Genomic DNA, 25,906 nt, shown 5'->3' with positions numbered 1-25,906 from the left:
GTGTGCGGGGCTTTTGCGGCGGCTCAAGCGATGCAGTTAGATCGCCAGGAACTCCTTGATGCCGGTGAGCAGGTTGCGGGAGGCGCGTTCGGAGTCGGCGGCGTTGCCGTCGATAATCGCCTGGGCCAAGTCGATGTGGATCCGCATCGCGGGCACCGACGGCTCGTCCGGCATGATGCCGTAGCGGGTGCGGCCTTCCAGCACGTGCATGATCGGGTCGGCGAGCGTGGAGAACATTTCGTTGCCGGAGGCGTGCAGGATCAGCGTGTGGAATTCCTTATCCGCGTCGAGGAATTCGTCCGAGTTGCCGACGCCGGCCTCGGAGAGCTCGACCAAAAGGTGGGCGAGCTCCAGCAGGCGCTGCGACTGCGCCGGGGTGGCGTGGGTTGCGGCGAGTGAGGCCGCGATCGGCTCGACGGCGGTGCGCAGCTCGTTGAGCGAGGTGATCTGCGCAGGCCGCTGCTCGGCGCACGACAGGCGCCAGTTGATCACGGACCGGTCAAACACGGCCCAGTGCTCTGCGGGCAACACCTTAATACCGACGCGGCGGGAGGAGGAGACGAGGCCGAGCTGCTCGAGCGCGCGCATGACCTCGCGCGCCACGGTCCGCGAGATGCCAAAGCGGTTGGACAGGTCCTGGAGCGTGAACGTGTGGCCGGGCTCAAGCGCGCCGGAGACGATTTGCTCGCCCAGGGTGTCGAGGATGGATGTGAGTAGTGGCTCTGCTGAAGGTTCGTGGGGTGCCGCCATGGCGATTCGACCTCATATGGTGGGTAAAAGGGAATTAGAATTACCATTATCTTAATCCAGGACGGGCGTAATCCAAACCTCGGCCCACGGCCGTTGGGTGCCTGGCTTACCTCACGCCGGATTGGCTAGGATGTGAGCCATGAGTGAGGAATATCAGGAGTATCTGGATAGCCACCCCAACCCGATTAAGGCCATCAACTGGAACGAGATCCCGGACGAGAAGGATCAGGAGGTGTGGGATCGGCTGACCGGCAACTTCTGGCTGCCGGAGAAGATCCCCGTGTCCAACGACATCCCGAGCTGGAACACCCTCAATGACGCAGAGCAGCTCGCAACGATGCGAGTGTTTGCCAACTTGACGCTGCTGGACACGATCCAGGGCACGGTCGGCGCGGTGTCGCTGATTCCGGATGCGCGCACGATGCACGAGGAGGCCGTGTACACCAACATCGCCTTTATGGAGTCGGTGCACGCGAAGTCGTACAGCAATATTTACATGACGCTGGCGTCCACGCCGCAGATCAACGACGCCTTCCGTTGGACCGAGGAGAACGTCCAGGTGCAGCGCAAGGCGAAGATCATTAAGTCCTTCTACCGCGGCGACGACCCGCTGAAGAAGAAGATCGCTTCGGTGATGCTGGAGTCCTTCCTCTTCTACTCGGGCTTCTACCTGCCGCTGAACTGGTCGGTGCACTCCAAGCTGACCAACACCGCCGACATTATCCGCCTGATCATTCGCGATGAGGCGGTGCACGGCTACTACATTGGCTACAAGTACCAGGTGGGCATTCGTGACGAGTCGCCGCAGCGCCAGGAGGAGCTCAAGGAGTACGCCTTCGACCTGCTCTACGACCTCTACGAGAACGAGCAGCAGTACACCGAGGACATTTACGATCCGCTGGGCTGGACCGAGGACGTGAAACGCTTCCTGCGCTACAACGCCAATAAGGCGCTGAACAACCTCGGCTACGAGGGTCTCTTCCCGGCCGATGAGACGAAGGTATCGCCGGCCATCCTCGCTTCCCTCTCCCCGAATGCGGATGAGAACCACGACTTCTTCTCGGGTTCGGGCTCGTCCTATGTCATTGGTAAGGCGGAAGATACCGCCGATGAGGATTGGGACTTCTAGAGCATGCTTATCGACGCCGCGCAGTCCCCGACACGCGATCATCCTAAAGTTTGATCCCCAACGGGGTACCTGCGGGCGTCGTTTGTAGTGGTTGACCACGTTTGGGGTCAATCCCGCGCACCTCTTCCTAAGCCGGGGCCGATATGCCGCGTCTGCAGCGGCGATGGCAGGCCGCGTGAGGGTGCGCGGGATTCTTCGTGGACGACCTTGGCGTTTGTGTGTTGCTCGCCACTGTCAATCGCGCGCGCAGCGGGGCACAAGGGCCTATTGTTAAACCTGTAGCTGGCCTGGGAGGGCTGGCAATTTCATAAGGCGATCACCTATGATGAACCGGTATCGCAAAGGTCTCGCTCCATACCGGGGCGAGCCGTAGTCAGGAGGATCGAATGACCGCTGTGGCGCCAAGGCTGGACAATCACGTCCCGCCGACACGTCCGGAGCCGACGGGTAACGCTCGTCGTGGCTCCAAGTTTTACATGCAGCTAACCACGACCGACCATAAAGAACTGGGCATCATGTACATCATCATGTCCTTCCTGTGGTTCTTCCTGGGCGGACTCATGGCGCTGCTTATCCGTGCGGAGCTTTTCAGCCCCGGCATGCAGTTCCTGTCCAACGAGCAGTTCAACCAGCTGTTCACCATGCACGGCACGGTGATGCTGCTGGCCTTTGGTACCCCGATCGTGTGGGGCTTTGCCAACTACGTGCTGCCGCTGCAGATCGGCGCACCGGACGTGGCCTTCCCGCGTCTGAACGCCTTTGGTTTCTGGCTCACCAGCGTTGGTGTTGTCGCCATGCTCGCTGGCTTCCTTACTCCGGGCGGTGCGGCCGACTTCGGCTGGACCATGTACATGCCGCTGGCTGACGCGGTCCACACCCCGTCCGTGTCCGCAAACCTGTGGATCATCGGTGTGGGCGCAACCGGTATCGGTACCGTCGCCTCGGCGATTAACATGCTCACCACCGTGCTCACCATGCGCGCACCGGGCATGACCATGTTCCGCCTCCCGGTGTTCACCTGGACCATCTTCGTGACCTCGATCATCGCACTGATGATCTTCCCGCTGCTGCTCGCTGCTGCGCTCGGCGTCCTGTACGACCGTCTGCTCGGCGCGCACATCTACGACACCGCGAACGGCGGCACCATCCTGTGGCAGCACCTGTTCTGGTTCTTCGGCCACCCTGAGGTGTACGTCCTGGCTCTGCCGTTCTTCGGCATCATCTCGGAGATCATCCCGGTCTTCTCCCGCAAGCCGATCTTCGGCTATATTGGCCTGGTCTTTGCAACGCTGGCTATTGCTGGTCTGTCCATGGCTGTGTGGGCGCACCACATGTTCGCCACCGGCGCGGTGTTGCTTCCGTTCTTCTCCTTCATGACCTTCCTGATCGCCGTGCCGACCGGTGTGAAGTTCTTCAACTGGGTCGGCACCATGTGGAACGGTCACATCACTTTCGAGTCGCCGATGCTGTGGGCGATGGGCTTCCTGTTCACCTTCCTCTTCGGTGGCCTGACCGGTATTATGCTGGCCTCCCCGCCGCTGGACTTCCACCTGCACGACTCCTACTTCGTGGTCGCGCACTTCCACTACACCCTGTTCGGTACCGTGGTGTTCTCCGCAATCGCTGGCGTCCACTTCTGGTTCCCCAAGATGACGGGTCGCATGCTGGATGAGCGTCTGGCTAAGTGGTCCTTCTGGCTGGTCTTCATCGGCTTCAACATGACCTTCCTGGTTCAGCACTGGCTGGGCAACATGGGCATGCCGCGTCGTTACGCTGACTACCTGGACACCGACGGTTTCACCTTCCTGAACCAGGTTTCCACCGTCGGCTCCCTGATCCTGGGTATCGGTATGCTGCCGTTCATCTGGAACGTCTTCAAGTCCTGGCGTTACGGCGAGGTCGTTACCGTGGACGACCCGTGGGGCTACGGCAACTCGCTCGAGTGGGCCACCTCCTGCCCGCCGCCGCGCCACAACTTCACCTCCCTGCCGCGTATCCGCTCCGAACGCCCGGCGTTCGAGCTGCACTACCCGCACATGGTGGAGACCCTGCGCCGCGAGGCCCACACCGGCCACAGCGCAGAGGGCCCCGCAACGTGGAAGGGCGAGACCGCCGGTTCCACAGCCGCGACCAAGTAGTCGCCGTGTAACGCGATAGGTGCTAACCCCCTGACAGCGAACCCCTCACCGGCTGGTGAGGGGTTTTGCTGTGCTATGGTCAGCTGTTGTGACTGATCAGCCAGCGTTTGAAGTAGAACTGCAGCCCGGTTTGAAGGCCGCAGTCATCTCCACCTCCGGCCCGGACCGCCCCGGTGTGTCCGCCGAATTCTTTACCGTGCTCGCGCGCCATGGCGTGCAGGTCCTCGACGTGACCCAGACCGACTTCCGGGGGCGCATGATGCTCGCCGCGCTCGTCGGCATGGACCCGCTCGAACTCACCGACATTGAGCGCGAGCTGCGCGCGGGCCTGTGGGAGTACGGTCAGCGCGTCAACATCGAAACCGACGCCGCCGCGCGCGCCGTGTCCCGTCCACGCTCTACCCACGTCCTTGTCGCGCTGGGTAACCCGGTCAACGCCGAGGCGATCTCGAAGGTGGGTACCGAGATGGCGAAGGTGGGCGCGAACATTGACGCCATTCGCGGGATCACCCAGTACCCGGTGACGGGCCTTGAGTTCCGTATCACGATGCCGGACTACACCCCGGGCGACGGCCAGGAACTGCGAAAGCGCCTGGCAGAGCTCTCGGCGGAGCTGGGGATCGACCTGGCGATGGAGCACGCGGGCCTGCACCGCCGCGCCAAGCGCCTGGTGTGCTTCGACTGCGATTCCACGCTGATTACCGGCGAGGTCATCGAGATGCTGGCCGCGCACGCTGGCCGCGAGGCGGAGGTCGCCGAGGTGACCGAGCGCGCGATGCGGGGCGAGCTGGACTTCGAGGAGTCGCTGCGCGAGCGTGTCAAGGCCCTTGCCGGGTTGGACGCCTCAGTGATCCAGCAAGTCGCCGCGGACATCCAGCTCACCCCGGGCGCGCGCACGACTATCCGCACGCTGAACTCCCTGGGGTACCGCACCGCGGTGGTCTCGGGCGGGTTCATCCAGGTGCTCGAGGATCTTGCAGAGGACCTGGAGCTCGACTACGTGCGCGCGAACACGCTGGAGATCGAGGACGGCAAGCTCACCGGCCGCGTCATCGGCAAGGTGGTTGACCGCAAGGCGAAGGCGGACTTCCTTGCCGAGTTCGCCGCGGACTCCGGGCTGGCCATGTCGCAGACGGTGGCCGTGGGCGATGGCGCCAATGACATCGACATGCTTTCGCGCGCTGGCCTGGGCATTGCCTTCAACGCCAAGCCGGCGCTCAAGGAGATCGCGGACGCCTCGGTGAACTTCCCGTTTTTGGACGAGGTGCTTTACATCCTGGGCATCCCGCGCGAAGAGATCGACTCTTCCGACGAGGCCGCTGGCATCGACGACCGACGTCCGCTGTGACGAGTTCGGCACATGGGTTGCTCGCCGCGTCGATAAGCAAGGGCTCGGGCGACCCTGACGACCCCGCAGCGGTGCAGGCCATGCAGATGGTGATCAACCTGCCGAAGCAGGACCCTCCTGCGCGCAACACCATGTTGGTGTGCGCGGCGCAGGCCGTGGCCCTGGTGTGCCTCGACGAGCGGGCAGGCCGCGAGGGCTTTTGGCGCGAGCGGCTCGAAGCCTGGTACTCGCGCCGCATCCGGAAGGTCGCGCGGCGCGCCCGCAATAAGGCATGGGAGGACGTGCAGGCGCTGCCAGGGATCACCGTGGGGTGCGTGCGCGCGTTTGTGCCGTGCGCCGTGTCCGAGGTGCCGCACGAGGTGGCGAAGCTGCAGATCCGCGGCACCGACCTGCCAGCGGATACGCACCCGCCGCTTCTCGACGACACCGCGCCCACCATCGTCGTTGACGCCTCCCTCGAGATGACAGCAGGAAAGGCCGCCGCCCAGGTAGGGCACGCCTCGATGCTGTACGCGGCAGCACGGCCGGAGGAAGAAGTGCGCGAGTGGGTGGCTACAGGCTGCCCGCTGAACGTGCGCGATGTGGACGCGGACGTGTTCGCGGCGTGTGCGGCTGACCCGCGCGCGGTGCCGGTGCGAGACGCGGGCTTTACCGAAGTCGCGCCTGGCTCCACGACGGTGCTCACGCTGCCGCCGGGCGTATTCGCTGCGCGCGACTCGTCGCGCGGCTAGCCCCGTTTGACCAGGCGCTCGAGCGCGCCGGTGACCACATCCAGGCGGTCGGTCTGCCAAAACGGGGGCAGGGAGCGCCGCAGGAACGCGCCGTAGCGCTTGGTCACCAGGCGGTTGTCCAGCACTGCGACGACGCCGCGGTCGTCCACGGAACGCAGCAGGCGGCCGACGCCTTGAGCCATGAGCAGCGCGGCGTGAGTGGCGGAGACCTCCATGAACCCGGAGCGGCCGACAGCGTCGGCGGCGTTTGCGCGGGCCTGGAGCAGCGGGTCGTCGGGGCGAGGGAAGGGGATACGGTCGATGAGCACGAGCGAGAGCGCGCTGCCGGGCACGTCGACGCCCTGCCACAGCGAAAGGGTGCCGAAGAGGCAGGAGTTTTCCGCGTTGCTGAACTCCGTGACCAGCGCGCCGGTGGAGTCCTCGCCCTGGAGGAGGATGTCAAAGGGCAGGCGCGCCCGCATGGCCTCGGCGGCCTGCTCGGCAGCGCGGCGGGAGGAAAACAGCCCGAGGGTGCGCCCGCCCGCGGCGGTAATCAGCGTGGCGATCTCGTCCAAGGTTTCCGTGCTTAAGCCGTCGCGGCCGGGTGCGGGCAGGTGGCGGGCGGTATACAAGATGCCGGCCTTCGCAGGGTCGAAGGGGGTGCCGGCGTCCAGGCTGTCCCAGGAGCCGTTGGGAAGGCCCCAGGCGGCGGCCATCGCGTCGAAGTTGCCGCCGACGGACAGCGTGGCAGAGGTGAGCACGACCGTCTGCTCGCCGAAGAGGTTGTCACGCAAAAGGGCGGCCACGGACAGGGGAGCCACGGCAACGGAATCCCCGAAGCGTTCGCTGCGGGTGAGCCACACCACGTCGGTGTGCTTGGCCGGGTCGTCCTCGTCGAACACGCCGAGGATGCGCACGATGGCGTCGTGGAGGTCGCCGAGGTGGTTCTTCAAGTTGGTGCGCTCGGCGAACTTCTCCGGGTTATTCTCGGACTCGCCCTCGGGGCTATCCGCGATGCTCAGGCGCGTTTTCCACAGCGCGTCGCGCAGCGCGGCGAAAGCGCCGCGAGCCGGCTCCGAGATGCGTTCCCAGCGGCCGGGCTGCTCAAGATCCAACACCGCTGCGAGGTCGTCCTTGACGTTCTCGAGCTCTTCGCCATCGCCGCCGATTTTGGTGGCGCGGCGCGCGGCAAGCGTGAGCGCGCGGGCAGAGATCTCGTTGGTGGCCACCGAGGTGATGCGCTGGTCCAGCTCGTGGGCCTCGTCGATAATCACGGCGTCGTGCTCGGGCAGTACGTTGGTGTCCGACAGCGCGTCGATAGCCAGCAGCGCGTGGTTGGTCACCACGATGTCCACGTCGCGGGTCTTCTCGCGCGCGAGCTCGGCGAAGCACTCCTCGCCGTGCGGACAGCGCGCTGCCCCCAGACATTCGTTGGAGGTCACCGAGACCTGCCGCCACGCCAGGTCCGGGACGCCGGGCGTGAGGTCGTCGCGGTCGCCGGTTTCTGTCTCCTGGGCCCACTCGGCGACGCGCTTGACGTGGCGGCCGGTCCAGGAGAGCTCGGCATCGTCGATAAGCGAGTCCTCGCCCTCATCATGGGCGAGCTTGTTTAAGCACAGGTAGTTGTTGCGGCCCTTCTGGATTGCGAACGTGGGGCGCTGCGGAAGATGCGGCTCCAGCGCATCCGCCAGCCGCGGCAGGTCGCGCTGCACCAGCTGGCGCTGGAGCGCGAGCGTGGCCGTGGAGACGACCACCGTCGTGTCGTTGGCCTGCGCGTAGCGCACCGCGGGCACGAGGTAGGCGAGCGACTTGCCCGTGCCGGTGCCGGCTTGGACGGCGAGGTGGCGCTGCGAATCCAGCGCCTTCGCTACTGCCTCCGCCATGCGGTGCTGGCCCTCGCGGCGCGCGCCGCCAAGGGCTTCAACCGCGGCGTCCAATAGCTCAGTGGTTGCCCGGCTTAAGGGGACGTCTCCGCTGGTGCCGCTGGCGCTCGTGGGGGTGCTGGAGGGGGCAAGGTCGCGTTCGCTCACATCGTGCAAGTGTAGCGGCAAGCGGGGGAGGGGATTACTCGCCGGGGTCGGGGAAGCCGACGAAACGCGTTGGGATCGCCGCATCGCCGCGCGAGAGCGCCAGGCCCTCCCAGGGGAGCGTCTCGCGCGCGGTGGAGTGCAGTGCGCGGGCCTTTTCGAGGCCACCGTGCTGTGCTTCGTAGTCGGCGACGAGCTCGCCGTCGCGCATCATCGGCACGACCAGCTCCTGGTAATCCAGGTTGGGCTTGCGGGTGATCTCGCCGTCCAGCGGGCAGATGATCTCGGCAACGGCGACGCCGGAGGCGCGGTAGCCGCGCAGCGCCGTCTTCGCCCCGCCGTAGGTGCGCTTGCCCGAGGAGCGCTTCGCCACGGGGTGGCCGTCGACCTCGACGAGCTTGTACACCAGCCCGGCGGTGGGCGCGCCGGAGCCGGTGACCACCGAGGTGCCGACGCCGAAGCCGTCGACCGGGTCGCCGCGCAGCCCGGCGATGGTGAACTCGTCCAGATCGGAGGAGACGATGATGCGGGTGTTAAAGGCCCCGGCCTGGTCCAGCTGTTGGCGCACGCGACGCGAGACGATGCCCAGGTCACCGGAGTCGATGCGGACCGCGCCCAGGTCGGTGCCGGCGACCTCGAGTGCGTGCGCCACGCCCTTGGTGATGTCGAAGGTGTCCACCAGCAGGGTCGTATCCACACCCAGGCGATCGATCTGTGCCTGAAAGGCTGCCTTTTCGTCCGGCACGCCGTCTTCGCCCACGTGCAGCAGGGTCCAGGAGTGCGCGGCGGTGCCTGAGGGCGGGATGCCGTGGCGTAGTGCGGCCTCCATGTTGGAGGTGGCATCGAAGCCCGCGATGTAGGTGGCGCGGGCGGCGCTGACGGCGGCCTGCTCGTGGGTGCGGCGCGACCCCATCTCGATGATCGGGCGCCCGTCCGCGGCCGAGACCATGCGTGAGGCGGCCGAGGCCACGGCGGAGTCGGCATTCAGGATGGACAGGATCACGGTCTCCAAGATGACGCACTCGGCAAAGGTGCCGCGCACCGTCATGATGGGGGAGTAGGGGAAGTAAATATCGCCCTCCCGGTAGCCGTCGATCTGCCCGGAGAAGCGGTAGTCGGCCAGGTAGCGCTTCGCTTCATCGGACAGGAAATCGGCCGCGGCGAGCTGGTCCTCGGTAAAGCGGAACTTGGCGATCGCGTCGAGCACGCGCGCGGTGCCGGCGACCACGCCATAGCGGCGCTCGCTGGGCAGCCGGCGGGTAAAGACCTCAAAAGCGCACTCGCGGTGCGCGGTACCGTCCTGCAACGCGGCGTCGAGCATTGTCAGCTCGTACATGTCGGTGAGGAATGCGGTGGAATACGCGGAGTCAGTCATAGTGATACAGACTACGCCCTGCTAGTGCGAGAAGGCCACGACCACCCACACCTCGCCATGGCCGTAGGCCACGCCGACGCCCATGTAGCGGTGCTCCGGGTTCAAAAGCACGTCCATGTGCTTCTGCGAGTGGATGATCAGCTCCAAAAAGGCGTGCCCGCTCGCGTTCTCCAGCGGCATGCTCGCAGAAACCTGGCCGATGTCTCGGCCATCGTCTGGCTCCAAGTTCGGCTGCGTCTTTGTCACCGCGTTGCCCTCTGCGTGCTGCTGGGCGAGACGCTGCAGTTCGGGGTCGAGGCTGACGGGCGGCAACGCGTCGTCGCTACGCAGCTGGCGCACCGCGGTGAAGAAGTCCTGGCGGATCTCTTCGAGCTTCTGGCCGGTTTCAAAATCGGGCGCGACGTAACCTGCCCGGCGATCATCTACCGTCGGGTTGGAGGAGCCGCCCGCGGGCTGGTGTTGCGCGGCGTTGACGGTCACCGCGACGGCGGCGATGAGGCCAAGCACTCCGAGGATGGTGCGCAGCAACTGCTCGTTGCTCATCGGGAGTTTCTGCATGGGGCGCGCGCCTTTCCGTCGTAAGGGAGGGGACTTGCAAGGACTTGCAAGGATGCATTGCAGCCTAGCAAGTGGCCGCGCAACGTGCCTGGCTGCCAACCGGTAGGCTGGGGCGCATGAATTGCGAATCCACGAGCCAGGTCCCGCAGCTGAGCTCGCCGATGGCAACGCCGGACCTGGAAGAAGACCTGAAGTTTGAGGTTGCCACCGGCGAGAACCTGCCATGGATGTGCATTGTGTGGGACGACCCGGTCAACCTGATGAGCTATGTCACCTACGTGTTCCAGACTGTCCTGGGCTACGACCGCAAGCGCGCGAACGAGCTGATGATGCAGGTGCACACCGAGGGCAAGGCCGTGGTCTCCTCGGGCGAGAAGGACAAGGTCGAGGGTGATGTGAAGAAGCTGCACACCGCCGGTTTGTGGGCGACCATGCAGCAGGCAGGGTAGAAGGGGAAGAAGAGCATGCAGCCGTGGAGGCGAAAGAAGGCCCTGATGCGTTCGGGTGCCAAGTTCACCACCAAGTTTGATCCGCTGGAGCGGGAGGTGATTGGGGACCTCACCGCGACGGTGTCCGAGGCGCTGATCGCGCGTGCCCAGTCCGCGCCGAAGGACGAGTTCGCCGAGATGATGGGTCTGTCCACCGGGCATACGGAGGCCCCGCAGGATCCGAAGTTGGCGCGCCTGTTGCCTGATTTTGAGCGGGAGGGCGATGAGGAGTTCGACGGCGACAACGGGCTGTTGCGCAGCCTGCACGAAAATGACATCATCCGCGCGAAGCTGATGAACATCCGCGTGGTCAACGACGCACTTGGCCCCGATGGTGGTGTGGAGGTCACGATCGACGAGGAGGAGGCGCACCAGTTCGTCGCCGCGCTCAATGACATGCGCCTCTACATTTCCGCCGATGATCGCGGTGGCGAGGGCCATGCCCAGGACCGTGAGCGCCTGATGGAGTGGCTCGCTTTCTGCCAGGACTCGTTGCTCGATGTCTTAAGCGAGTGAGCCATTGCTTGTCGACGATGCGGTGCACCTCCCCTGCGCCCACCTCTCCCTCGGCGATACTGGTGTTACGGCGTTTGTCTCCGCCGACCCGCGGGGGATGCTGGCGGCTGTGGATGTGCGCGGCGGCGGGCCAGGCACCCGCGAAACCGACCTGTTAGACCTACACAATACGGTCGAGCGCGTGCACGCCATCCTGCTGTGCGGCGGCTCTGCCTTCGGGCTGGCGGCAGCCGACGGGGCGATGCGCGAGCTGGAGTCCCGCGGGGTGGGCTTCCCGGTTTTCGGCGAGGATTCGCCGGGCCCGCGCGTACCGATCGTGCCCGCGGCCGTCATTTTTGATCTGGCGGTCGGCGACCCCGCGCACCGACCAAGCGCCGAGGACGGCGCCGCAGCGGTCGCTGCCGCGTGTGATGGTGCGGTGAAAAGCCCGGCGCAGCTGGCATCCGGCAGCGTCGGTGCGGGCTGTGGTGCAACCGCGGGCGTGTTGCGCGGTGGTTTCGGCACCGCCTCACGCACCGCGGCCGCAGGCACGGTCACCGCGGCAGTGGTAGCCAACCCTGTGGGCGCGGTGGTGGACACGCGCACCGGCCTGCTCTTCGGCGACCCGAGCGCTCCCGCGGTGGATACGCAGCGCTTCGCCCAGCTCAAGCGCCCCGCCCCGCAGCTGAACACCACCATCGGCGTGCTGGCCACCGACGCGGCGCTGCCCCCGTCCCAGCTCAAGCGGCTCGCCATTGCCGGTCACGACGGTTTGGCCCGTGCGATCCGCCCGGCGCACTCGCCGCTGGACGGGGACACGCTCTTCGCGGTGTCTGCCCCGCAGGATCCCGCGCGGGAAGTAGCACCGTGTAGCCCGGAGGCGCTCGCGGAGTTGAGTGCCGCGGCGGCGGACGCCGTGGAGGCGGCGATTGTGAACGCGGTGCGCTCGGCCGGAAGCGGTTTCGGTCTGACCGCGTGGCGCGATCTCGCACGTGACTGATCGCGACCGCGGTTCGCGTGCGCCGCTACACTGGGTCAACGATGACTCACAACCCTTACGGATCTAGTCCTTACCACCCCGATGGCTGGGGTTACGGGCAAACCGGCCAGCCCGGCTACGGCAAGCCGTTCAATCGCCCGTTCTCTCACCCGGAGAACCAGCCACCGGCCTTCTCTTACCACCAGCAGCCACTGGACAAGAGCACGAAGCGGAAGCAGCAGCGGCGCACAGGGTGGCGTTTCGCGTTGACGTATCTGGCAGTGATCTGGGTTGTGTACGCCTTAAACGCCCTGGTGTTCGACGGCACGCTGTGGGTTTTCGGCATCCAGCCTCTCGACCTTTCGACAATCTGGCACATCTTTACCTCCCCACTCCTGCACGCGAACCTGGAGCACATCGTGGGTAACTCGATTCCGGGCGCGATCTTCGCCTTCCTCATCGGGTACTCGGGCAAGCGCGTCTTCTGGGAGGTCACTACCTTCGCCATGCTGGTCAGCGGCTTGGGTACGTGGTTGATCGGCGGAATCGGCACGAACCACATTGGTGCCTCCGGTGTGATTTACGGGTGGCTGACGTACCTGCTGCTGCGCGGCATCTTTAACCGTTCCTTGCCGCAGATCCTCCTGGGACTTGTCCTGGCGTTTTTCTACTCCAGTCTGATTTGGGGCGTACTGCCTGGTACTCCTGGGGTGAGCTGGCAGGCCCACCTGTGCGGCGCGATTGGCGGGCTGCTCGCGGGCATGTTCATTACCTCCGACGACCCGCCTGAGCTGGTGGCTAAACGAGAGGCGAAGCAGGCGCGAAAGCAAGCAGGGAGGTAGAAAGACGTATGCGTCCGGATAATTCGGCCCCGATTGGGATTTTTGACTCCGGCGTGGGCGGGCTGACGGTGGCGCGCGCGGTGATGGATCAGCTGCCGCACGAGTCGATCAGCTACATCGGTGACACTGCCAATGCCCCCTACGGCCCGCAGTCGATTGCCGACGTCCGCAGCCACGCCCAGCGCATCGGCGACGAGCTGGTCGAGCAGGGCTGCAAGATGCTCGTGATTGCCTGCAACACCGCAACCGCAGCCTTCTTGCACGACGCGCGCGAGCGCTACGACATCCCGGTGCTCGAAGTCATTCAGCCGGCGGTGCGCCGCGCGATCTCGGCGACTCGCAACAACAAGGTCGGCGTGATCGGCACCCAGGGCACGATCACCTCGGGCGCGTACCAGGACCTCTTTTCGCTCAAGTCCGACCTGGAGGTCAGCGCCGCGGCGTGCCCCGCGTTCGTGGAGTTCGTCGAGCGCGGCATCACCTCCGGGCGCCAAATCCTCGGGGTGGCGCAGGGATACTTGGAGCCGCTCCAGGCGGCTGGGGTGGACACCCTGGTGCTCGGGTGTACCCACTATCCGCTGCTGTCGGGCGTGATCCAGCTCGCGATTGGCGAGCACGTCACGCTGGTGTCCTCCGCGGAGGAGACCTCGAAGGACGTGCTGCGGGTGCTCACAGAGCGCGACATGCTCGCGCCCGCGCCGCAGGAAGGTGGCCGTGCACCGGAGCGCGTGTTCGCCTCTACTGGTGACCCGGCGGTCTTCGATCGGCTTGCGGAACGTTTCCTCGGACCGCAGGTGCACGCGGTTGGAGCAAAGGCACCCAGATGAGACAAAATACCCGGAAGTTTAGAATTCCCCCTCAATTCGTGGCACAGTGATTCCATGAAGTTGACCATCCTCGGCTGTTCCGGGAGCCTCGCCGCCCCCGGAAATCCTGGTTCCTCCTACGTTGTCAGCGTTGCCGGCAACAGCGACATCGTCCTGGACTTCGGCCCAGGCGCACTGGCCGCGATGCAGGAGCACTTCGACCCGGCCGATGCGCACGTGTGCTTCAGCCACCTGCACGCCGACCATTGCTCCGACATCGCCTCGCTGTTGGTGTGGCGCCGCTACCACCCCACCAAGCCAGCGAGCACACGCCACCGCATGCTGGGGCCGAGCTACACCCCGGAGCACGTGGGCAGAATGAGCGCCGACGGCCCCGGCCAGGTCGACGACATCGCCGACACCTTTGACTTCTCCCCGCTGCGCGCCGGGCACACCGAGACGCTTGGCGACGTGGCGCTTACCCCCTTCGACGTCGTCCACCCCGCGGCCGAGTCGCATGCGCTGCGCCTGGAGCATGACGGCAAGGTGCTGACGTATTCGGGCGACAGCGCGTATACCCCCTCGCTCGTGGATGCGGCCCGCGGCGCGGACCTTTTCCTGTGCGAGGCAGCCTGGGGTGCCTCAGCGGAGGGCAACCCGGAGGGGATGCACATGTCGGGCCGGGAGGCGGGCCGTATTGCCCGCGAGGCGGGCGTGCGCACACTAGTGATCGTGCACATCCAGCCCTGGTCGAGCGTGCAGGACACGCTGGCCGCGGCCCGCACCGAGTTTTCTGGGGAGATCGTCATCGGCGCAGCAGGCGATGTCTTCGAGCTCTAGCGTGCGGGTACGCTGGTGCCCATGACTGATTTCACACGTGCAGATGGCCGCGGTTTGACGCAGATGCGCCCGGTGCGCATCACCCGCGGTTTTACCTCCAACCCTGCTGGCAGCGTGCTCGTCGAGTTCGGCAACACGCGCGTCATGTGCACGGCCTCCGTGGAGGAGGGCGTGCCGCGCTTCAAGAAGGATTCGGGTGAGGGGTGGCTTACCGCCGAGTACGCGATGCTGCCCTCGGCCACGCATGATCGCATGCCGCGCGAGTCGATGCGCGGCAAGGTCAAGGGCCGCACGCATGAGATTTCGCGCCTGGTTGGCCGTTCCCTGCGCGCCGCGGTCGATCTTTCCGAGCTCGGGGAGAACACGATCCAGCTGGATTGCGACGTGCTGCAGGCCGACGGTGGGACCCGCACGGCGTCGATTACCGGCGCATACGTGGCGCTCGCGGACGCGATTGAGGTGCTCAAGGAGCGCGGCGTCGTGCCGGGCGAGCCGCTGCTCAAGCCGGTCGCGGCGGTTTCCGTCGGCATCGTCGACGGCCGAGTGAGCCTGGACCTGCCGTACGAGGAGGACTCGCGCGCCGAGGTCGACCTGAACGTGGTGATGCAAGAAGGCGGCAACTTCGTGGAGATCCAGGGCACCGGCGAGCAGGGCCTCTTCGGCCGCAAGGAACTCAACGAGATGCTCGACGTGGCTGAGCTGGGGCTCAACTCGCTTATCGACGCCCAGAAGGCGGCCCTGGGATGGTAAGAGTCCTCGTCGCCTCGAACAACCCCGGCAAGCTCCGCGAGCTCGAGCAAGTGCTGCGCGAGCTTTCCATCGAGGGCATCGAGCTCGTCTCCTTGCGCGACGTCGAGCCCTACCCGGAACCGCAGGAGGACGGGCTGACCTTCGAGGACAACGCGCTGATCAAGGCGCGCGCCGGGGCCGCCCACACCGGCCTGCCGTGCGTGGCGGATGACTCCGGGCTTGCCGTCGTTGCCTTAAATGGCATGCCGGGCGTGCTGTCGGCGCGCTGGTCGGGGGATCATGATGCCCCGGACGTGGACGAGGCGAACAACCGCCTGCTGCTTGCACAGATGCGACACATCGCACTGCGGGACTGCGCCTTCGTCTCCTGCTGCGCGCTCGTGACCCCGGCGGGCGACGAGTTCACCGCCGAAGGCCGCTGGACCGGGCAGCTTTTGCACGCGCCACAGGGCGAGGGCGGGTTTGGTTACGACCCGCTGTTTGCCCCGGACGATGCCCCGCAGCGAGCCAACGGTGCCGCGATTTCCTCGGCTGAGCTTTCCCCGGAGGAAAAGAACGCGCGCTCGCACCGTGGACAGGCGCTGCGTGCGCTGGCCCCGGACATCACACGGCTGTTGGGTTAGGGTGGGGGCATGAAAAAGACGATTGCCCTTTGCACAAGTGCCCTGTTCGCTAGCGCCACCCTCGTCGGGTGCGGTTCCTCCTCCGAGTGGGACGGTGCCTGGTCCGGGGACGTGACGCCGACTGAGTCGGGCCAGCCTCACGGGGCGGCCACGCTTACCATTGACGGGGGCGACTGCTCCTGGGAGCTGACGGAGCCGACCGGGGAAACCAACGACGCGCGCTGCGAGCAGGACGACGAGGAATTTAAGCTCGCCGACCCGCTCAGCGGCCGGGATCTGGAGTACAAGGGCCAGATCAACGGCGATACGCTGACCATGACGCCGGATAATGACCGGGCGGAAAAGATTGGCGTGATGGTGCTGACCCGCACCACCGACGAGGAAAACTAATCGCTACAGCTGGAACGTCGCGGTGACTTCCTTGCGGCGCTTTGCCTCCACTACAAAGGAGAGGAACGGCACCACGCCGGAGATCGCCGTGACCACCCAGGTGCTCGCGGGCCAGCGAGCTTTGAGGCCCAGGTTCAAAGAAGTGACAAGGAAGACCATGTAGGCGATCCCGTGGACCCTGGCCACCCAGGCCAGGTAGGCCACGTCCATGTGGAAGCCGTACTCCAGGATCATCCGCAGCACCAGCAGCAAAAGGAGCACGCCGGTCACCCAGGCGGCGATGGAAAACAGGCTCAGCGCCTGCTTGACGCGACGCTGGCGCTCCGGGTGAATGCGGTTCGGTGCCTGCGGCTCGGTTGGCTGGGGTTGGGGCTGGGTCATTGACCGTCCTTCTCCTCTGGGGTGTGTTCGCTGCCTGCGCCTCGCCTGCGCGGGGTCAACAGATCGTTGTATTCCTCGACGTCCATCTGCGGGCGGGTGGGAAGGAAGTCCTCGTCGATCTGCGTCGGTGTGCTGGGATCGTTGCCGTAGCGTGCCAGGTCCGCCTCGTAGAGGTGCTCCATTTGCTCACCGGCGTTGAGGGCGTCAATCTTCTCGTTCTCCATCCGGATACCGGCCCGGTACGCGTAGACGAAGAATGCGCCGAAGAAGGGCCACTGCAAGGCGTAGCCCAAGTTTTGGAACGTGCCGGTGCCCGACTGGTAGCGGGTCCACTGCCACCACGCCAGCAGGCACGTGGTGATCACCGCGGCGATGAGTAAGAGAATGTGCCAAGCACGAACCTTCACACGGGAGCGTTTCTCCGGTGCGGGGGTCTGGGGGTCGCGGTGCTCGTTCACACCTGAACAGTCTACCAATGTGGCCCCCGTGGCCAAACTAAAGTTGGAGTCGGTTTCAAATTGTGGCCCATTGGCATGTAGGATGTCTCCCATTGCGCGCCCGTGGCGGAATTGGCAGACGCGCTGGATTTAGGTTCCAGTGTCTTCGGACGTGAGAGTTCAAGTCTCTCCGGGCGCACCACTTCTCAAGCTTCGCGCTAGAGGTTTTCGAGCGCGTGCTCGGCCTGGGCACGAGTAAAGTGCTCCGGGCCTTTGGTCAGCGCGTCGAGTAGTTCTTCTTCCGGCGTGCCATCCGCGTGCATCTGCCGCGCCACCTGGAGCGCGAGCGCATTCCAATCTGCCTCAACCGTATCGACGGCGTAGGAGGCAGCGTCGGTGGAGAAGCCCTCCTCGTCCCGCAGCTGGTTGTACAGGTTGGACTTAGACAGTGGCTGGGCGGCCAGGTACTCCTCGGCTGCCTGCAGTGCGTCGCGCGACTCGGCGGGGAGCGTCTCTTCGGCTTCTGGCGCGCTGTTTTCCGTGTCGGGCAGGCCAACTACCCCGTCCTCGGCCGCGTGGTGCTCGGATGTCTCCACGGTTTCGGTGACCTGCGTGGTCTGTGCCGCTTGCGGGGTCTCCGGCGCGGCGTCATTGCTGTCGTTGCTGCTGAGCAGCAGCCATCCGAGGAACCCAAAGCCGAAGGCTGCCAGCAAGCCGACGGTGACCCACTGCGCTGCTGTGGAGCGGGGACGCTCGTTTTCAACCTGCGGCTGCGGCTCGTAGGGATGCGTCGCGTTATCGGGCGTAGTGGGGTTCGGGGTTGGATCGTTCGGGGAAGTCATGTGGCCTCACTTGCTTCTTCGTCTCGGCGGCGAGCACCGCCCTCGGTTCACTGATATGACCATTATGGGGCGGCGTGCCGTCGATAAGCAAAAGGGCCCTAGAGATCCCAGTCGCGCAGGATGCGGCCGACGTGGCCGGAAGCGCGCACATTGTACTGGCACTGGGCGATCGTGCCGACGCCGTCGGCATCCACGTCCACCAGGAAGGTCGAGCGAATGACGCCCTGGGTGACCTTGCCGTACATCTTCTTTTCGCCGAACGCACCGTAGGCGGTGAGCGTCTCCTTCGACTCGTCGCCGAGGAGCTCGACGCCAAGGTCGTGCTTGGCACGGAAGTCAGCCAGCTTCTCGGTCGGATCGGGGCTAATGCCGATTACGGTGACCTTGGCGTTGGAAAACTCGTCGAGCTTCTCGGTGAAGTCGCACGCCTCGGTGGTGCAGCCGGGGGTGTTTGCGCGCGGGTAGAAGTAGACGATGACGCGTTGGTCGGCGAAGTCTGCGAGCGAGACCTGCTCGCCCTTATCGTTGGGCAGGGTAAAAGCGGGGGCAGTGTCGCCCTTTTCTAGTCTGATCTGATCGGTCATACCTCCCCGTTTTACACTACTGTTGTTGAAAGAACCGCTGAACAACGAAAACGTAGGAGTACAACGTGGCACGAGACATTCACGATATTGAGCGCGACATCTCCCGCACCCGCAGCCAGCTGGCCGCTACCCTCGACGAGCTCGCCGACCGCACCAGCCCGGCAACCTTGGTGGATGGTGCCAAGTCGAGCGCCGCTGAGTGGCTGCAGGACGAGACGGTGCAGAAGGTGCTCGCCGGTATCGGCGCTGCCGTCGTCGCGCTCGTGGGCATCAAGGTGCTCAACGGCCGCAAGCGCAAGAAGGAGCTCAAGGAGCTGCAGAAGCTGCTCTCGCGCGACTAAGCACGCACAGTAAAGGCCGTCCACCTGGATCTGATGATCGGGTGGACGGCCTTCTCTTTTATTTTGGCGAGCGCCTAGACCAGTTCCGCACCGGCGTCGAGCATCTCCTGCAGCGCTTGGGCGCCGGTGGCGTCGTCGACTGGGGCGACCATGGACCGCAGCACGCGCACCGTCCAGCCCTGCTTCAGCGCGTCGAGGACGGTAGCGCGGACGCAATGGTCTGTGGCGATGCCGCACACGTCTAGCGCCGCAATCTCGTGGGCGCGCAGCCAGGCGGCCAGCGAGGTGCCGTTGGCATCAGCACCCTCGAAGGCGGAGTAGGAGGCCGAGTACTGGCCCTTGCGAAAGAAGACATCAATGGCAGAGGTGTCGATGGGGCCTCGAATCTCCGCACCGAAGGTGTCAGCAACGCAGTGCGGCGGCCACGTGTCGCGGAAATCGGGGGTCTCGGAGAAGTGCTCGCCCGGGTCGATGTGCCAGTCCTGGCTAGCCAGGACGTAGGCGTACTCACGGGTGCGGTTGTCCTCGGAGGCGAGGAACTGGGCAATTTTCGACGCGGCCTCATCCCCGCGGGCGGTCGCAAGCGGCCCGCCGGGGCAGAAGTCATTTTGCACGTCGACGAGCAGGAGTGCAGTTTTCATGTCTATAACCTTAATAAAAGCTCAATAACGGTGCAAATAGTTGGGTTGGGATTCTTAGGAAGTGTTGAACAATTCGGATTGTTGAACGATTGTGCAGGTCATGGTTGTGGTGATGGTGCTGTGTGTTCTCAGGAATCTAAGGGGGTAGACGGAGAGAAAACCCGGTGTAGGCAGTATAAAATCTGGCGGCCGGGGTGTGAAGGTGGTGTGACTGGGGGTTGGGTGAAAGGTGTCTGCGTGTGTGGTTCTAAACGTGTTCTAAACGGAGCTAGCTCCATTTGGGTCCGCAGGCCCAATTAGTGGGGTAAAGGGTGGGGTTTCACGAAAAGAAGCCAGGCCAGAGAGTCTGATAAACTCTCTGGCCTGGCCTTTCTGTGCGCCATCAGGGAATCGAACCCCGAACCCACTGATTAAGAGTCAGTTGCTCTGCCAATTGAGCTAATGGCGCGTATTTTGTTTTTTCTCTGTTGCTCTCGGCAACGTTGAAAACAATAACACCATCTCGTGGCAACTGTGAAATCGCCTGGTCATCCACGGTTTTCTTAGTGTCCAAATTGTGATCTTTCTTGGCCTTGTTGAAGTAGCATTTTCTTCCCCGGTGCCGATAGGGTGTGTAGGACGGAAATGCGCAGGGAGGCGCGCAAGGATTGTGGAGGCAAGGATTTGCTCATGCGTAAAACTGCAGTGATGCGGCGAATCGCCAGTGCGTTGACGGTGGGCGCGTTGGCGGCGGGGTTGGCGTCCTGCACGATCGGGGACACGGATGGTGGCGAGGCGCTGGAAAGTGCTGCGCACACCGAGGAGCAAGAGACTGAAAAGCTGCCGGAGCCTCCGGAGTTTTCATTCACTGACGGTGACGAGGACGTTGCGCCCGGCGACCCTGTGACTGTCAGTTCGGAGGCGGGTCTGAAGTCGGTGGTGATGACCAACGAAGAGGGGAAGACCATCAAGGCCGCTATGAACGATGAGAAAACCGAGTGGCACACGACTGAACCGCTTGGTTATGGGCGTATCTACACGGTGGTAGCAACCGATACGGCGGGGCAGGAGAAGACCAAGACGTTTACTACCGTGGTGCCGGCTGCGCAGACCAATGTGTACATGGGTCCGCTTGACGGTGCGACGGTTGGCGTCGGTCAGGCGATTACCTTCCAGTTTGATGTGCCGATTCAGGATACGAAGGCCGTCGAGGAGCTCATTGATGTCGAGACTTCGAACGATACGGAGGGCGGCTTCTTCTGGCTCGATGCCACGGAGCTGCGCTGGCGTCCGAAGGAGATGTGGGAGCCGGGCACTGAGGTGACCGTATCTGCGAATGTTTACGGCAAGGACATGGGCGGCGGCATCTACGGTGTAGAGGACGTGCAACACAGCTTCACTGTCGGTGACAAGGTTGAAGCCGTGGTGGACAACAACGACAAGATGCTGCGCTTCTACCGCAATGACGCACTGGAGAGGGAGTTCCCGATCTCGCTGGGCACGGACGGCTCCTTCGACACGCCAAACGGCACCTACGTGGTGGGGGACATGCACGAGTCGCTCGTGATGGACTCGCGCACCTTCGGCCTTGGCTTGGGGCAGGGTGGCTACGTCACGCCAGTCTCGTATGCGACGCAGCTGTCCTACTCCGGCATTTACTTGCATGGGGCGCCGTGGGCTGTCTGGGCGCTGGGCAATACGAACCAGTCGCACGGGTGCATTAATGCCACCATCGCGGATGCGCAGTGGTTCCAGCAAAACGTGAAGCGTGGCGATGTAGTCACGGTGACAAACGCCGGTGGCGGCACGCTTAACGGTTCCGATGGTCTCGGGTACTGGAATATGGATTGGGAGACTCGCTCGGGTGGGAGTGCTGACCCGAACGCGTAAGGGGGCGTCGAGAAGCAAAAGGCTCCAGGCACTGATGGTGCTTGGGGTCTTTTTTTATTCACAAATTTGGCCCGGATGACCGGACCGTTTTTCTCCCTTCTTTAAAGCTATAGGCCGATAGATAGAATCCTGCCTGTAGCTATCGGGCTATAGAAAAGGGTAGGTAAATGACACACGATCAACTACTAGTTGCCTCGGGTAACGCCGGGTGGATGCTCATCAGCGCCTCGCTCGTACTGCTGATGACGCCGGGGCTCGCGCTGTTCTACGGCGGCATGTCGGGTCGTCGAAGTGCGCTGAACATGATGATGATGTCTTTTGGCGCGATGGCGGTTGTCCCCGTCATCTACGTCCTGTGGGGTTGGTCGGCCTCCTACGGGGGAGACGATCTCGGCGGCATCGTTGGTAACCCGCTGCAGACCTTCGGGCTGCGCGGCGAGATCATGGACTCTAATGGCGACTTCATCGCAGGGGATAGTGGCTACCCGCGGATTGTGGATATCGGGTTCCAGGTCACCTTCGCCATCATCGCAGTGGCGATCATCTCCGGTGCGCTGGCCGGGCGCGTGAAGTTCGGGGCTTGGCTGGCCTTTGTCGCCGGCTGGGTCACCCTCGCGTACTTTCCCATCGCGCACATGGTGTGGGACGGCGGGCTGCTTTCTGAATCTGAAAACTCGATTGCCGCGTGGCTCTTCGGTACCACCGGCGAGGAAGCGAGCGTCGCACCCGTGGACTTCGCGGGCGGCACCGTTGTGCACATCTCCGCTGGCGCTGCTGCGCTTGTGCTCGCGCTCTACGTCGGTGCGCGCAAAGGCTTCCCGACGAAAGTGGACAAACCGCACAACCTGCCGATGGTGATGCTGGGTACCGCACTGCTGTGGTTCGGCTGGTACGGGTTCAACGGCGGTTCCGCGTTTGCGGCTGATGGCATGGCAGGCCTGGCGTGGATGAACACCACCGTGGCTACCGCTGCCGCAATGCTGGGCTGGATGGCTGTCGAAGCCGTGCGCGACAAGGCGGCAACCTCGCTCGGCGCTGCATCCGGCGCGGTCGCTGGCTTGGTCACGATCACGCCGGCGGCCGGGACGCTTACGCCGGTGACCTCCATCCCGCTTGGCGCGCTCGGCGGTGTCATCGCTTGCTTGGCCATCGGGCTGAAGTACCGCTTCGGTTTTGACGACTCGCTCGATGTCGTTGGCGTGCACCTGTGCGCCGGGTTGTGGGGTACCGTCGGTCTGGCGCTGTTCGCAGATGGCCGCGGGATTCTCAACGGTTACGCCGGTGAGGGACTGAAGCTGCTGGTAGTGCAAGTGTGTATCGCGCTGGTGGCGCTGCTCGTCTCGGGCCTTGTGACGCTGCTGCTCGCAGTACTGATCGGTGCCACGATCGGCTGGCGAGTCAGCGAGGCCGAAGAACACGACGGCATCGACCTCGCCCAGCACCGCGAGTCCGCCTACGACATCAGCGAGGCCGGCGGTAAGACACAGCCGCTTATGCGCCCGCTGCCGGAGGCACTCTTGGCCGCCCCCCGGTATCCAGCAATCAGGTTCTCAGCAGCCAGATCCCGCACAACCAGTTTCCCGCAAGCGCAGCCGCAGGCAGCGGCAACAAAGGAGTAAATCATGATGAAGCTCATTACCGCAGTGGTGCAGGTCTACGCTCTACCTGCGATTCGTGAAAACCTCGAGCGCGAGGGCGTGCGCGGGATGACCGTGACGGAAGCTCAGGGCTACGGCCAGCAGCGCGGGCGCACCGAAATCTACCGCGGCACCGAATTCTCGGCGGAGTTTGTGCCTAAGGTCAAGATCGAGGTCGTGGCGGGCGAGTGGCAAGTAAACCAGATCGTGGACGCGATCTTGCAGGCCGCATCGACGGGGAACGTCGGCGACGGGAAGATCTGGGTCAGCCCCATCGAAGAAGTCATCCGAGTGCGAACCGGCGAGCGAGACGAGGAGGCGCTCTAGACCTTGGCCCGTGCTTCTTCGGCCTCAATCTCAGCGTTGAACTCGCGCTTGGAGGATTGCCACTGGTCTTCAGTCATACCGAGGCGCCAGTAGCCGGAGATGGAAACGTCTTCTCGGGGAACCTCAGATTCAACGAAGAGGAAGCGGCGCATCTCCTTGATCATTTCTGCGACACCGTGGATGAACCAGCTGGTTTTCTTTCCCTCCGGGGTGCCTGCCTCGCGCACTGCACGAGACAACTCGGTGCCGTGGGTTGCGCCGTTGCGGACCACCCAGTTGACCTCCACGCCCTCGCGGGTAGGGAGGTCGAACGTACGATCATCGGCCTCGATCTCGATATAAGCGGTCGCCGTCGCACCTGCTGGGAGGTGCTTCAAGCCGGCGCTAATGGCTGGTGCCGCAGACTCATCACCAGCCAGCACGAAATGCTCATAGTCTGCCGCAGGCCTCCACGCGCCGCCCGGGCCGAGGAAACCGAGCTTCTCTCCGACCTCGGCGGCGCGTGCCCAAGGGGCGGCCAATCCGGCATCGCCGTGGGTGACGAAGTCGACGTCGAAGTCCCCGGTTTCCGGATCCAGGTTGATCAGGGTGTAGGTGCGGGTGATGGGGTGTTTCTCGCGCGGCTGTTGCTCGCGAATCCGCGCGACATCAAACGGCCAGGCGTAATCGGCACCTTCTGGTGCGAACAATAACTTGATGTAGTGGTCGGTGAACTCGAGTTCCTTGCCAACCAATGCTGGGGAGTGCATGCTCAATCGGACCAGATCGGGAGAAATCTGCCGGCGACCGGTCACGGTTGCCTCATGCGCTTTACGGGGCTTGCGCTTCGGCGCTGCTGCTTGAGGTTGGGCAGCCATGGCTATCACTGTCCTTCAACACTTCTCGTATGCCGCGTACTGGCGGAGACTCACGGATCTGCGGTTAGGCAAGCCTAACACAATAATGCTGAAGGGGGTTTAAGTTTTCAGGAAAGGCAATGTACCCCGTAACCTGTTTGTGCAGGTTACGGGGTACTATTCGGGGTGGCTGACGGGACTCGAACCCGCGACACCCAGGATCACAACCTGGTGCTCTACCAGCTGAACTACAGCCACCATCGCTGCGTTTTCAGCAGCGGGATCTACCTTAGTACGCGAACGATGTTTTACAAAAACTGCTGGTAGGCGTCGGTAGCGTCGTGCTTCGCCTGCTCCGCTGCCGCAGTTTCCGGTCCCGGGGTGTCCACGAACACGGCGCGTCGGTAGTAATCCAGCTCCCGGATCGACTCCACGATGTCCGCCAGCGCGCGGTGTGCCATGCCCTTATCGGGCTGGTTGAAGTAGGCGCGGGGGAACCAGCGGCGCGTGAGCTCCTTGACGGTGGAGACGTCGATCATGCGGTAGTGTAGTGCCGCGTCCAGGCGGGGCATGTGCTCGCGGATGAAAGCGCGGTCGGTGGCAATGGAGTTGCCCGCCAAAGGAGCCGGGTGTGCCGGATCGCAGTGTTTTTCCAGCAGTTCAAGCACCGCGTCCTCGGCCTCCCGCACGGAAACCGTCGAGGCCTTGATCTCATCAAGTAGCCCGTTGTCGGTGTGCATCTTGGTGACAAAGTCGTCCATCTCGGCAAGCTCCGCCGCGCTTGCGCCGACGACGATGTCCAGGCCTTCATCGAGAATGTTCAGCTCTGCGTCGGTGACGAGTGCTGCGACCTCCACAATCACGTGACGTTTTGGGTCCAGGCCCGTCATCTCCAGATCAATCCAGACGATGCGGTTGTCTTTGGCCTGAATTTCCACGGTTATTCTTCTCCCATCTTTGCGTAAAAGCTGCCCACCAGCGGGGCAATGACACCGCGCGGGCCGTAGGTGGACACCACATCCATCGCCTTGGACAGCGGGCCAGGTACGACGCGGCGCTTGTTGGTGCGCATCGCGCGCAGCGTATCGCGCGAGCAGGACTCGTACGTCGTCCACAAAAAGTCCGGCACGACCTTATCCACGATGGATTGTTCCTCCTCGGGCACGTAGGCTTCGCGCACCGGACCCGGGGCGAGCAGCGTGCAGTGTACGCCGGTGTCCTTGAGCTCGTAGTGCAGCGCCTCGGTAAAGGCGTTGACCCCGGCCTTGGTGAAGACGTAGGTCGCGTTGTTGGGGATGGGGATGTTGCCCGCGGCGGAGCCAACGTTGCACAGCGCACCCTCGCCACGCGGCACCATCTGGTCCAGCACGGCCTTCGTGATGCGGAAGACCGCGGTGGCGTTGAGGTTGAACTGGTTCGTCTCGTACTCCCAGTCCTGCCGCATGAACGGACCGAAGCTGGCGATGCCCGCGGAATTGATGCACAGCGTGACCTTGCGCGTGGCAATGTGCGCGATGAGCGCATCAACGTCGCGCTGCTTGGCCAGGTCTGCCGCGAACACTTCCACGTTGATGCCGTGCGCGTCGCTCAGCTTGCGAGCGAGCTCCATGAGCAGGTTCTCGCGCCGGGCGACAAGGATGAGGTTGTAGCCTGCGGCGGCAAGGTCGCGTGCCATTGCCTCGCCGATCCCCTGCGACGCGCCGGTCACCAGGGCATAAGAATCGATTTCGGGGGCTGGAAAAGTCATGGTTTACAGGGTACCT

The 25,906-nt window shown here is 64.1% G+C and carries 29 protein-coding genes and 3 tRNA genes; 18 read left to right on the top strand and 14 right to left on the bottom strand.

What is annotated here, in order from left to right; genetic code table 11:
* Positions 1–36: 36 nt before the first annotated feature.
* Entirely contained in the window at positions 37–750 is a 714-nt protein-coding gene (locus CIMIT_RS09485; RefSeq protein WP_038592198.1) for a FadR/GntR family transcriptional regulator, read from the bottom strand.
* Positions 751–889: 139 nt separating this feature from the next.
* Between CIMIT_RS09485 and nrdF the strand changes: the two genes are divergently transcribed.
* From nrdF to CIMIT_RS09465, 4 genes are all read left to right on the top strand, one after another.
* The gene (gene nrdF, locus CIMIT_RS09480; protein WP_038592195.1) at positions 890–1,879 is read left to right on the top strand and encodes a class 1b ribonucleoside-diphosphate reductase subunit beta; all 990 of its coding nucleotides are present in this window, start codon (positions 890–892) and stop codon (positions 1,877–1,879) included.
* Positions 1,880–2,265: 386 nt separating this feature from the next.
* Positions 2,266–4,017 carry an aa3-type cytochrome oxidase subunit I gene (gene ctaD / locus CIMIT_RS09475; protein ID WP_038592192.1) on the top strand — a complete coding sequence of 584 codons (1,752 nt, stop codon included), beginning with the start codon at positions 2,266–2,268 and terminating at the stop codon, positions 4,015–4,017.
* A gap of 88 nt (positions 4,018–4,105) precedes the next feature.
* The gene (gene serB / locus CIMIT_RS09470) at positions 4,106–5,365 is read left to right on the top strand and encodes a phosphoserine phosphatase SerB (RefSeq protein WP_038592189.1); all 1,260 of its coding nucleotides are present in this window, start codon (positions 4,106–4,108) and stop codon (positions 5,363–5,365) included.
* Positions 5,362–6,096, top strand: coding sequence for an aminoacyl-tRNA hydrolase (locus CIMIT_RS09465; protein ID WP_038592185.1), 735 nt, complete (start codon positions 5,362–5,364; stop codon positions 6,094–6,096). Before serB ends, CIMIT_RS09465 begins: the two co-directional genes overlap by 4 nt.
* On the opposite strand, the gene CIMIT_RS09460 is transcribed toward CIMIT_RS09465, so the two are convergent.
* The 3 genes from CIMIT_RS09460 to CIMIT_RS09450 are packed head-to-tail and all read right to left on the bottom strand — an operon-like array spanning position 6,093 to position 10,035.
* A complete protein-coding gene (locus CIMIT_RS09460; RefSeq protein ID WP_038592183.1) occupies positions 6,093–8,105 on the bottom strand; it encodes an ATP-dependent DNA helicase in 2,013 nt (670 codons plus the stop codon). The genes CIMIT_RS09465 and CIMIT_RS09460 overlap by 4 nt on opposite strands.
* A 34-nt stretch (positions 8,106–8,139) precedes the next feature.
* On the bottom strand, positions 8,140–9,477 hold the full coding sequence (locus tag CIMIT_RS09455) for a nicotinate phosphoribosyltransferase (RefSeq protein ID WP_038592180.1): 1,338 nt from the start codon (positions 9,475–9,477) through the stop codon (positions 8,140–8,142).
* 21 nt (positions 9,478–9,498) lie between these two features.
* Positions 9,499–10,035 carry a CAP domain-containing protein gene (locus CIMIT_RS09450; RefSeq protein ID WP_038592177.1) on the bottom strand — a complete coding sequence of 179 codons (537 nt, stop codon included), beginning with the start codon at positions 10,033–10,035 and terminating at the stop codon, positions 9,499–9,501.
* A 116-nt stretch (positions 10,036–10,151) separates the two neighbouring features.
* Between CIMIT_RS09450 and clpS the strand changes: the two genes are divergently transcribed.
* From clpS to CIMIT_RS09405, 9 genes are read left to right on the top strand one after another with little or no spacing between them, the layout of a single operon-like run.
* Positions 10,152–10,484 carry an ATP-dependent Clp protease adapter ClpS gene (gene clpS / locus CIMIT_RS09445; protein WP_083316890.1) on the top strand — a complete coding sequence of 111 codons (333 nt, stop codon included), beginning with the start codon at positions 10,152–10,154 and terminating at the stop codon, positions 10,482–10,484.
* 15 nt (positions 10,485–10,499) lie between these two features.
* Entirely contained in the window at positions 10,500–11,039 is a 540-nt protein-coding gene (locus CIMIT_RS09440) for a DUF2017 domain-containing protein (protein WP_038592174.1), read from the top strand.
* 4 nt (positions 11,040–11,043) lie between these two features.
* Complete coding sequence (locus CIMIT_RS09435; RefSeq protein WP_051904930.1) at positions 11,044–12,018, top strand: P1 family peptidase; 975 nt, start codon at positions 11,044–11,046, stop codon at positions 12,016–12,018.
* Between the two features lie 41 nt (positions 12,019–12,059).
* Positions 12,060–12,839 carry a rhomboid family intramembrane serine protease gene (locus CIMIT_RS09430; RefSeq protein ID WP_084674332.1) on the top strand — a complete coding sequence of 260 codons (780 nt, stop codon included), beginning with the start codon at positions 12,060–12,062 and terminating at the stop codon, positions 12,837–12,839.
* Between the two features lie 8 nt (positions 12,840–12,847).
* Positions 12,848–13,666 (top strand): glutamate racemase, encoded by an 819-nt coding sequence (murI, locus tag CIMIT_RS09425; RefSeq protein ID WP_038592171.1) that lies wholly within the window; start codon positions 12,848–12,850, stop codon positions 13,664–13,666.
* Positions 13,667–13,720: 54 nt separating this feature from the next.
* Positions 13,721–14,485, top strand: coding sequence for an MBL fold metallo-hydrolase (locus tag CIMIT_RS09420; protein WP_038592168.1), 765 nt, complete (start codon positions 13,721–13,723; stop codon positions 14,483–14,485).
* 21 nt (positions 14,486–14,506) lie between these two features.
* A complete protein-coding gene (gene rph / locus CIMIT_RS09415; RefSeq protein WP_038592166.1) occupies positions 14,507–15,235 on the top strand; it encodes a ribonuclease PH in 729 nt (242 codons plus the stop codon).
* Positions 15,229–15,858, top strand: a complete 630-nt coding sequence (locus CIMIT_RS09410; RefSeq protein ID WP_038592163.1) for a non-canonical purine NTP pyrophosphatase — start codon at positions 15,229–15,231, stop codon at positions 15,856–15,858. The genes rph and CIMIT_RS09410 overlap by 7 nt, the downstream gene beginning before the upstream one ends.
* Positions 15,859–15,867: 9 nt before the next feature.
* On the top strand, positions 15,868–16,248 hold the full coding sequence (locus CIMIT_RS09405) for a hypothetical protein (protein WP_038592160.1): 381 nt from the start codon (positions 15,868–15,870) through the stop codon (positions 16,246–16,248).
* 3 nt (positions 16,249–16,251) lie between these two features.
* On the opposite strand, the gene CIMIT_RS09400 is transcribed toward CIMIT_RS09405, so the two are convergent.
* Positions 16,252–16,629 carry a DUF3817 domain-containing protein gene (locus CIMIT_RS09400; protein WP_051904929.1) on the bottom strand — a complete coding sequence of 126 codons (378 nt, stop codon included), beginning with the start codon at positions 16,627–16,629 and terminating at the stop codon, positions 16,252–16,254.
* The gene (locus tag CIMIT_RS09395) at positions 16,626–17,087 is read right to left on the bottom strand and encodes a hypothetical protein (RefSeq protein WP_051904928.1); all 462 of its coding nucleotides are present in this window, start codon (positions 17,085–17,087) and stop codon (positions 16,626–16,628) included. The genes CIMIT_RS09400 and CIMIT_RS09395 overlap by 4 nt, the downstream gene beginning before the upstream one ends.
* Before the next feature lie 96 nt (positions 17,088–17,183).
* Here CIMIT_RS09395 and CIMIT_RS09390 point away from each other — a divergent pair.
* Positions 17,184–17,268: transfer RNA gene (locus CIMIT_RS09390), tRNA-Leu, on the top strand.
* Between the two features lie 16 nt (positions 17,269–17,284).
* On the opposite strand, the gene CIMIT_RS09385 is transcribed toward CIMIT_RS09390, so the two are convergent.
* Together CIMIT_RS09385 and bcp are read right to left on the bottom strand one after the other, a co-directional pair.
* Positions 17,285–17,908: an Ltp family lipoprotein gene (locus tag CIMIT_RS09385; RefSeq protein WP_038592158.1), complete on the bottom strand. Its 624-nt coding sequence runs from the start codon at positions 17,906–17,908 to the stop codon at positions 17,285–17,287.
* Between the two features lie 98 nt (positions 17,909–18,006).
* Positions 18,007–18,492 carry a thioredoxin-dependent thiol peroxidase gene (bcp, locus tag CIMIT_RS09380; protein ID WP_038592155.1) on the bottom strand — a complete coding sequence of 162 codons (486 nt, stop codon included), beginning with the start codon at positions 18,490–18,492 and terminating at the stop codon, positions 18,007–18,009.
* Between the two features lie 65 nt (positions 18,493–18,557).
* On the opposite strand from bcp, the gene CIMIT_RS09375 reads away from it, so the two are divergent.
* On the top strand, positions 18,558–18,833 hold the full coding sequence (locus CIMIT_RS09375; RefSeq protein WP_038592152.1) for a DUF3618 domain-containing protein: 276 nt from the start codon (positions 18,558–18,560) through the stop codon (positions 18,831–18,833).
* A gap of 74 nt (positions 18,834–18,907) precedes the next feature.
* On the opposite strand, the gene CIMIT_RS09370 is transcribed toward CIMIT_RS09375, so the two are convergent.
* Positions 18,908–19,474 carry an isochorismatase family protein gene (locus CIMIT_RS09370; RefSeq protein ID WP_038592149.1) on the bottom strand — a complete coding sequence of 189 codons (567 nt, stop codon included), beginning with the start codon at positions 19,472–19,474 and terminating at the stop codon, positions 18,908–18,910.
* Between the two features lie 375 nt (positions 19,475–19,849).
* Positions 19,850–19,922 (bottom strand) — tRNA-Lys (locus CIMIT_RS09365).
* Between the two features lie 221 nt (positions 19,923–20,143).
* On the opposite strand from CIMIT_RS09365, the gene CIMIT_RS09360 reads away from it, so the two are divergent.
* From CIMIT_RS09360 to CIMIT_RS09350, 3 genes are all read left to right on the top strand, one after another.
* On the top strand, positions 20,144–21,343 hold the full coding sequence (locus CIMIT_RS09360; RefSeq protein WP_038592146.1) for a L,D-transpeptidase: 1,200 nt from the start codon (positions 20,144–20,146) through the stop codon (positions 21,341–21,343).
* Positions 21,344–21,510: 167 nt separating this feature from the next.
* Positions 21,511–22,962, top strand: coding sequence for an ammonium transporter (locus CIMIT_RS09355; protein ID WP_051904927.1), 1,452 nt, complete (start codon positions 21,511–21,513; stop codon positions 22,960–22,962).
* 6 nt (positions 22,963–22,968) lie between these two features.
* Positions 22,969–23,307 (top strand): P-II family nitrogen regulator, encoded by a 339-nt coding sequence (locus CIMIT_RS09350; RefSeq protein ID WP_038594635.1) that lies wholly within the window; start codon positions 22,969–22,971, stop codon positions 23,305–23,307.
* Here the strand turns inward: CIMIT_RS09350 and CIMIT_RS09345 are convergent.
* The 4 genes from CIMIT_RS09345 to cmrA form a co-directional block, all read right to left on the bottom strand.
* The gene (locus tag CIMIT_RS09345; RefSeq protein ID WP_038592143.1) at positions 23,304–24,164 is read right to left on the bottom strand and encodes a siderophore-interacting protein; all 861 of its coding nucleotides are present in this window, start codon (positions 24,162–24,164) and stop codon (positions 23,304–23,306) included. The two genes, CIMIT_RS09350 and CIMIT_RS09345, sit on opposite strands and share 4 nt — an antisense overlap.
* 164 nt (positions 24,165–24,328) lie before the next feature.
* A tRNA-His gene (locus tag CIMIT_RS09340) sits at positions 24,329–24,401 on the bottom strand.
* Positions 24,402–24,451: 50 nt separating this feature from the next.
* Complete coding sequence (gene orn, locus CIMIT_RS09335; protein WP_038594633.1) at positions 24,452–25,087, bottom strand: oligoribonuclease; 636 nt, start codon at positions 25,085–25,087, stop codon at positions 24,452–24,454.
* Entirely contained in the window at positions 25,084–25,890 is an 807-nt protein-coding gene (gene cmrA, locus CIMIT_RS09330; RefSeq protein WP_038592139.1) for a mycolate reductase, read from the bottom strand. Before cmrA ends, orn begins: the two co-directional genes overlap by 4 nt.
* Between the last annotated feature and the right edge of the window lie 16 nt (positions 25,891–25,906).

The sequence above is a fragment of the Corynebacterium imitans genome, from assembly GCF_000739455.1.
In the GTDB taxonomy this organism is placed as follows: domain Bacteria; phylum Actinomycetota; class Actinomycetes; order Mycobacteriales; family Mycobacteriaceae; genus Corynebacterium; species Corynebacterium imitans.
The sequence above is the reverse complement of the archived record's forward strand: the minus strand, read 5'-3'. Positions and strand labels throughout refer to the sequence as shown.

Coding starts and splice junctions, on each gene's coding strand:
- CIMIT_RS09485 (WP_038592198.1), bottom strand. CDS start 750: ATGGCGGCACCCCACGAACCTTCAGCAGAGCCACTACTCACATCCATC.
- nrdF (WP_038592195.1), top strand. CDS start 890: ATGAGTGAGGAATATCAGGAGTATCTGGATAGCCACCCCAACCCGATT.
- ctaD (WP_038592192.1), top strand. CDS start 2,266: ATGACCGCTGTGGCGCCAAGGCTGGACAATCACGTCCCGCCGACACGT.
- CIMIT_RS09455 (WP_038592180.1), bottom strand. CDS start 9,477: ATGACTGACTCCGCGTATTCCACCGCATTCCTCACCGACATGTACGAG.
- CIMIT_RS09450 (WP_038592177.1), bottom strand. CDS start 10,035: ATGCAGAAACTCCCGATGAGCAACGAGCAGTTGCTGCGCACCATCCTC.
- clpS (WP_083316890.1), top strand. CDS start 10,152: ATGAATTGCGAATCCACGAGCCAGGTCCCGCAGCTGAGCTCGCCGATG.
- CIMIT_RS09440 (WP_038592174.1), top strand. CDS start 10,500: ATGCAGCCGTGGAGGCGAAAGAAGGCCCTGATGCGTTCGGGTGCCAAG.
- CIMIT_RS09430 (WP_084674332.1), top strand. CDS start 12,060: ATGACTCACAACCCTTACGGATCTAGTCCTTACCACCCCGATGGCTGG.
- murI (WP_038592171.1), top strand. CDS start 12,848: ATGCGTCCGGATAATTCGGCCCCGATTGGGATTTTTGACTCCGGCGTG.
- CIMIT_RS09420 (WP_038592168.1), top strand. CDS start 13,721: ATGAAGTTGACCATCCTCGGCTGTTCCGGGAGCCTCGCCGCCCCCGGA.
- rph (WP_038592166.1), top strand. CDS start 14,507: ATGACTGATTTCACACGTGCAGATGGCCGCGGTTTGACGCAGATGCGC.
- CIMIT_RS09410 (WP_038592163.1), top strand. CDS start 15,229: ATGGTAAGAGTCCTCGTCGCCTCGAACAACCCCGGCAAGCTCCGCGAG.
- CIMIT_RS09405 (WP_038592160.1), top strand. CDS start 15,868: ATGAAAAAGACGATTGCCCTTTGCACAAGTGCCCTGTTCGCTAGCGCC.
- CIMIT_RS09400 (WP_051904929.1), bottom strand. CDS start 16,629: ATGACCCAGCCCCAACCCCAGCCAACCGAGCCGCAGGCACCGAACCGC.
- CIMIT_RS09385 (WP_038592158.1), bottom strand. CDS start 17,908: ATGACTTCCCCGAACGATCCAACCCCGAACCCCACTACGCCCGATAAC.
- bcp (WP_038592155.1), bottom strand. CDS start 18,492: ATGACCGATCAGATCAGACTAGAAAAGGGCGACACTGCCCCCGCTTTT.
- CIMIT_RS09370 (WP_038592149.1), bottom strand. CDS start 19,474: ATGAAAACTGCACTCCTGCTCGTCGACGTGCAAAATGACTTCTGCCCC.
- CIMIT_RS09360 (WP_038592146.1), top strand. CDS start 20,144: ATGCGTAAAACTGCAGTGATGCGGCGAATCGCCAGTGCGTTGACGGTG.
- CIMIT_RS09355 (WP_051904927.1), top strand. CDS start 21,511: ATGACACACGATCAACTACTAGTTGCCTCGGGTAACGCCGGGTGGATG.
- CIMIT_RS09350 (WP_038594635.1), top strand. CDS start 22,969: ATGAAGCTCATTACCGCAGTGGTGCAGGTCTACGCTCTACCTGCGATT.
- CIMIT_RS09345 (WP_038592143.1), bottom strand. CDS start 24,164: ATGGCTGCCCAACCTCAAGCAGCAGCGCCGAAGCGCAAGCCCCGTAAA.
- cmrA (WP_038592139.1), bottom strand. CDS start 25,890: ATGACTTTTCCAGCCCCCGAAATCGATTCTTATGCCCTGGTGACCGGC.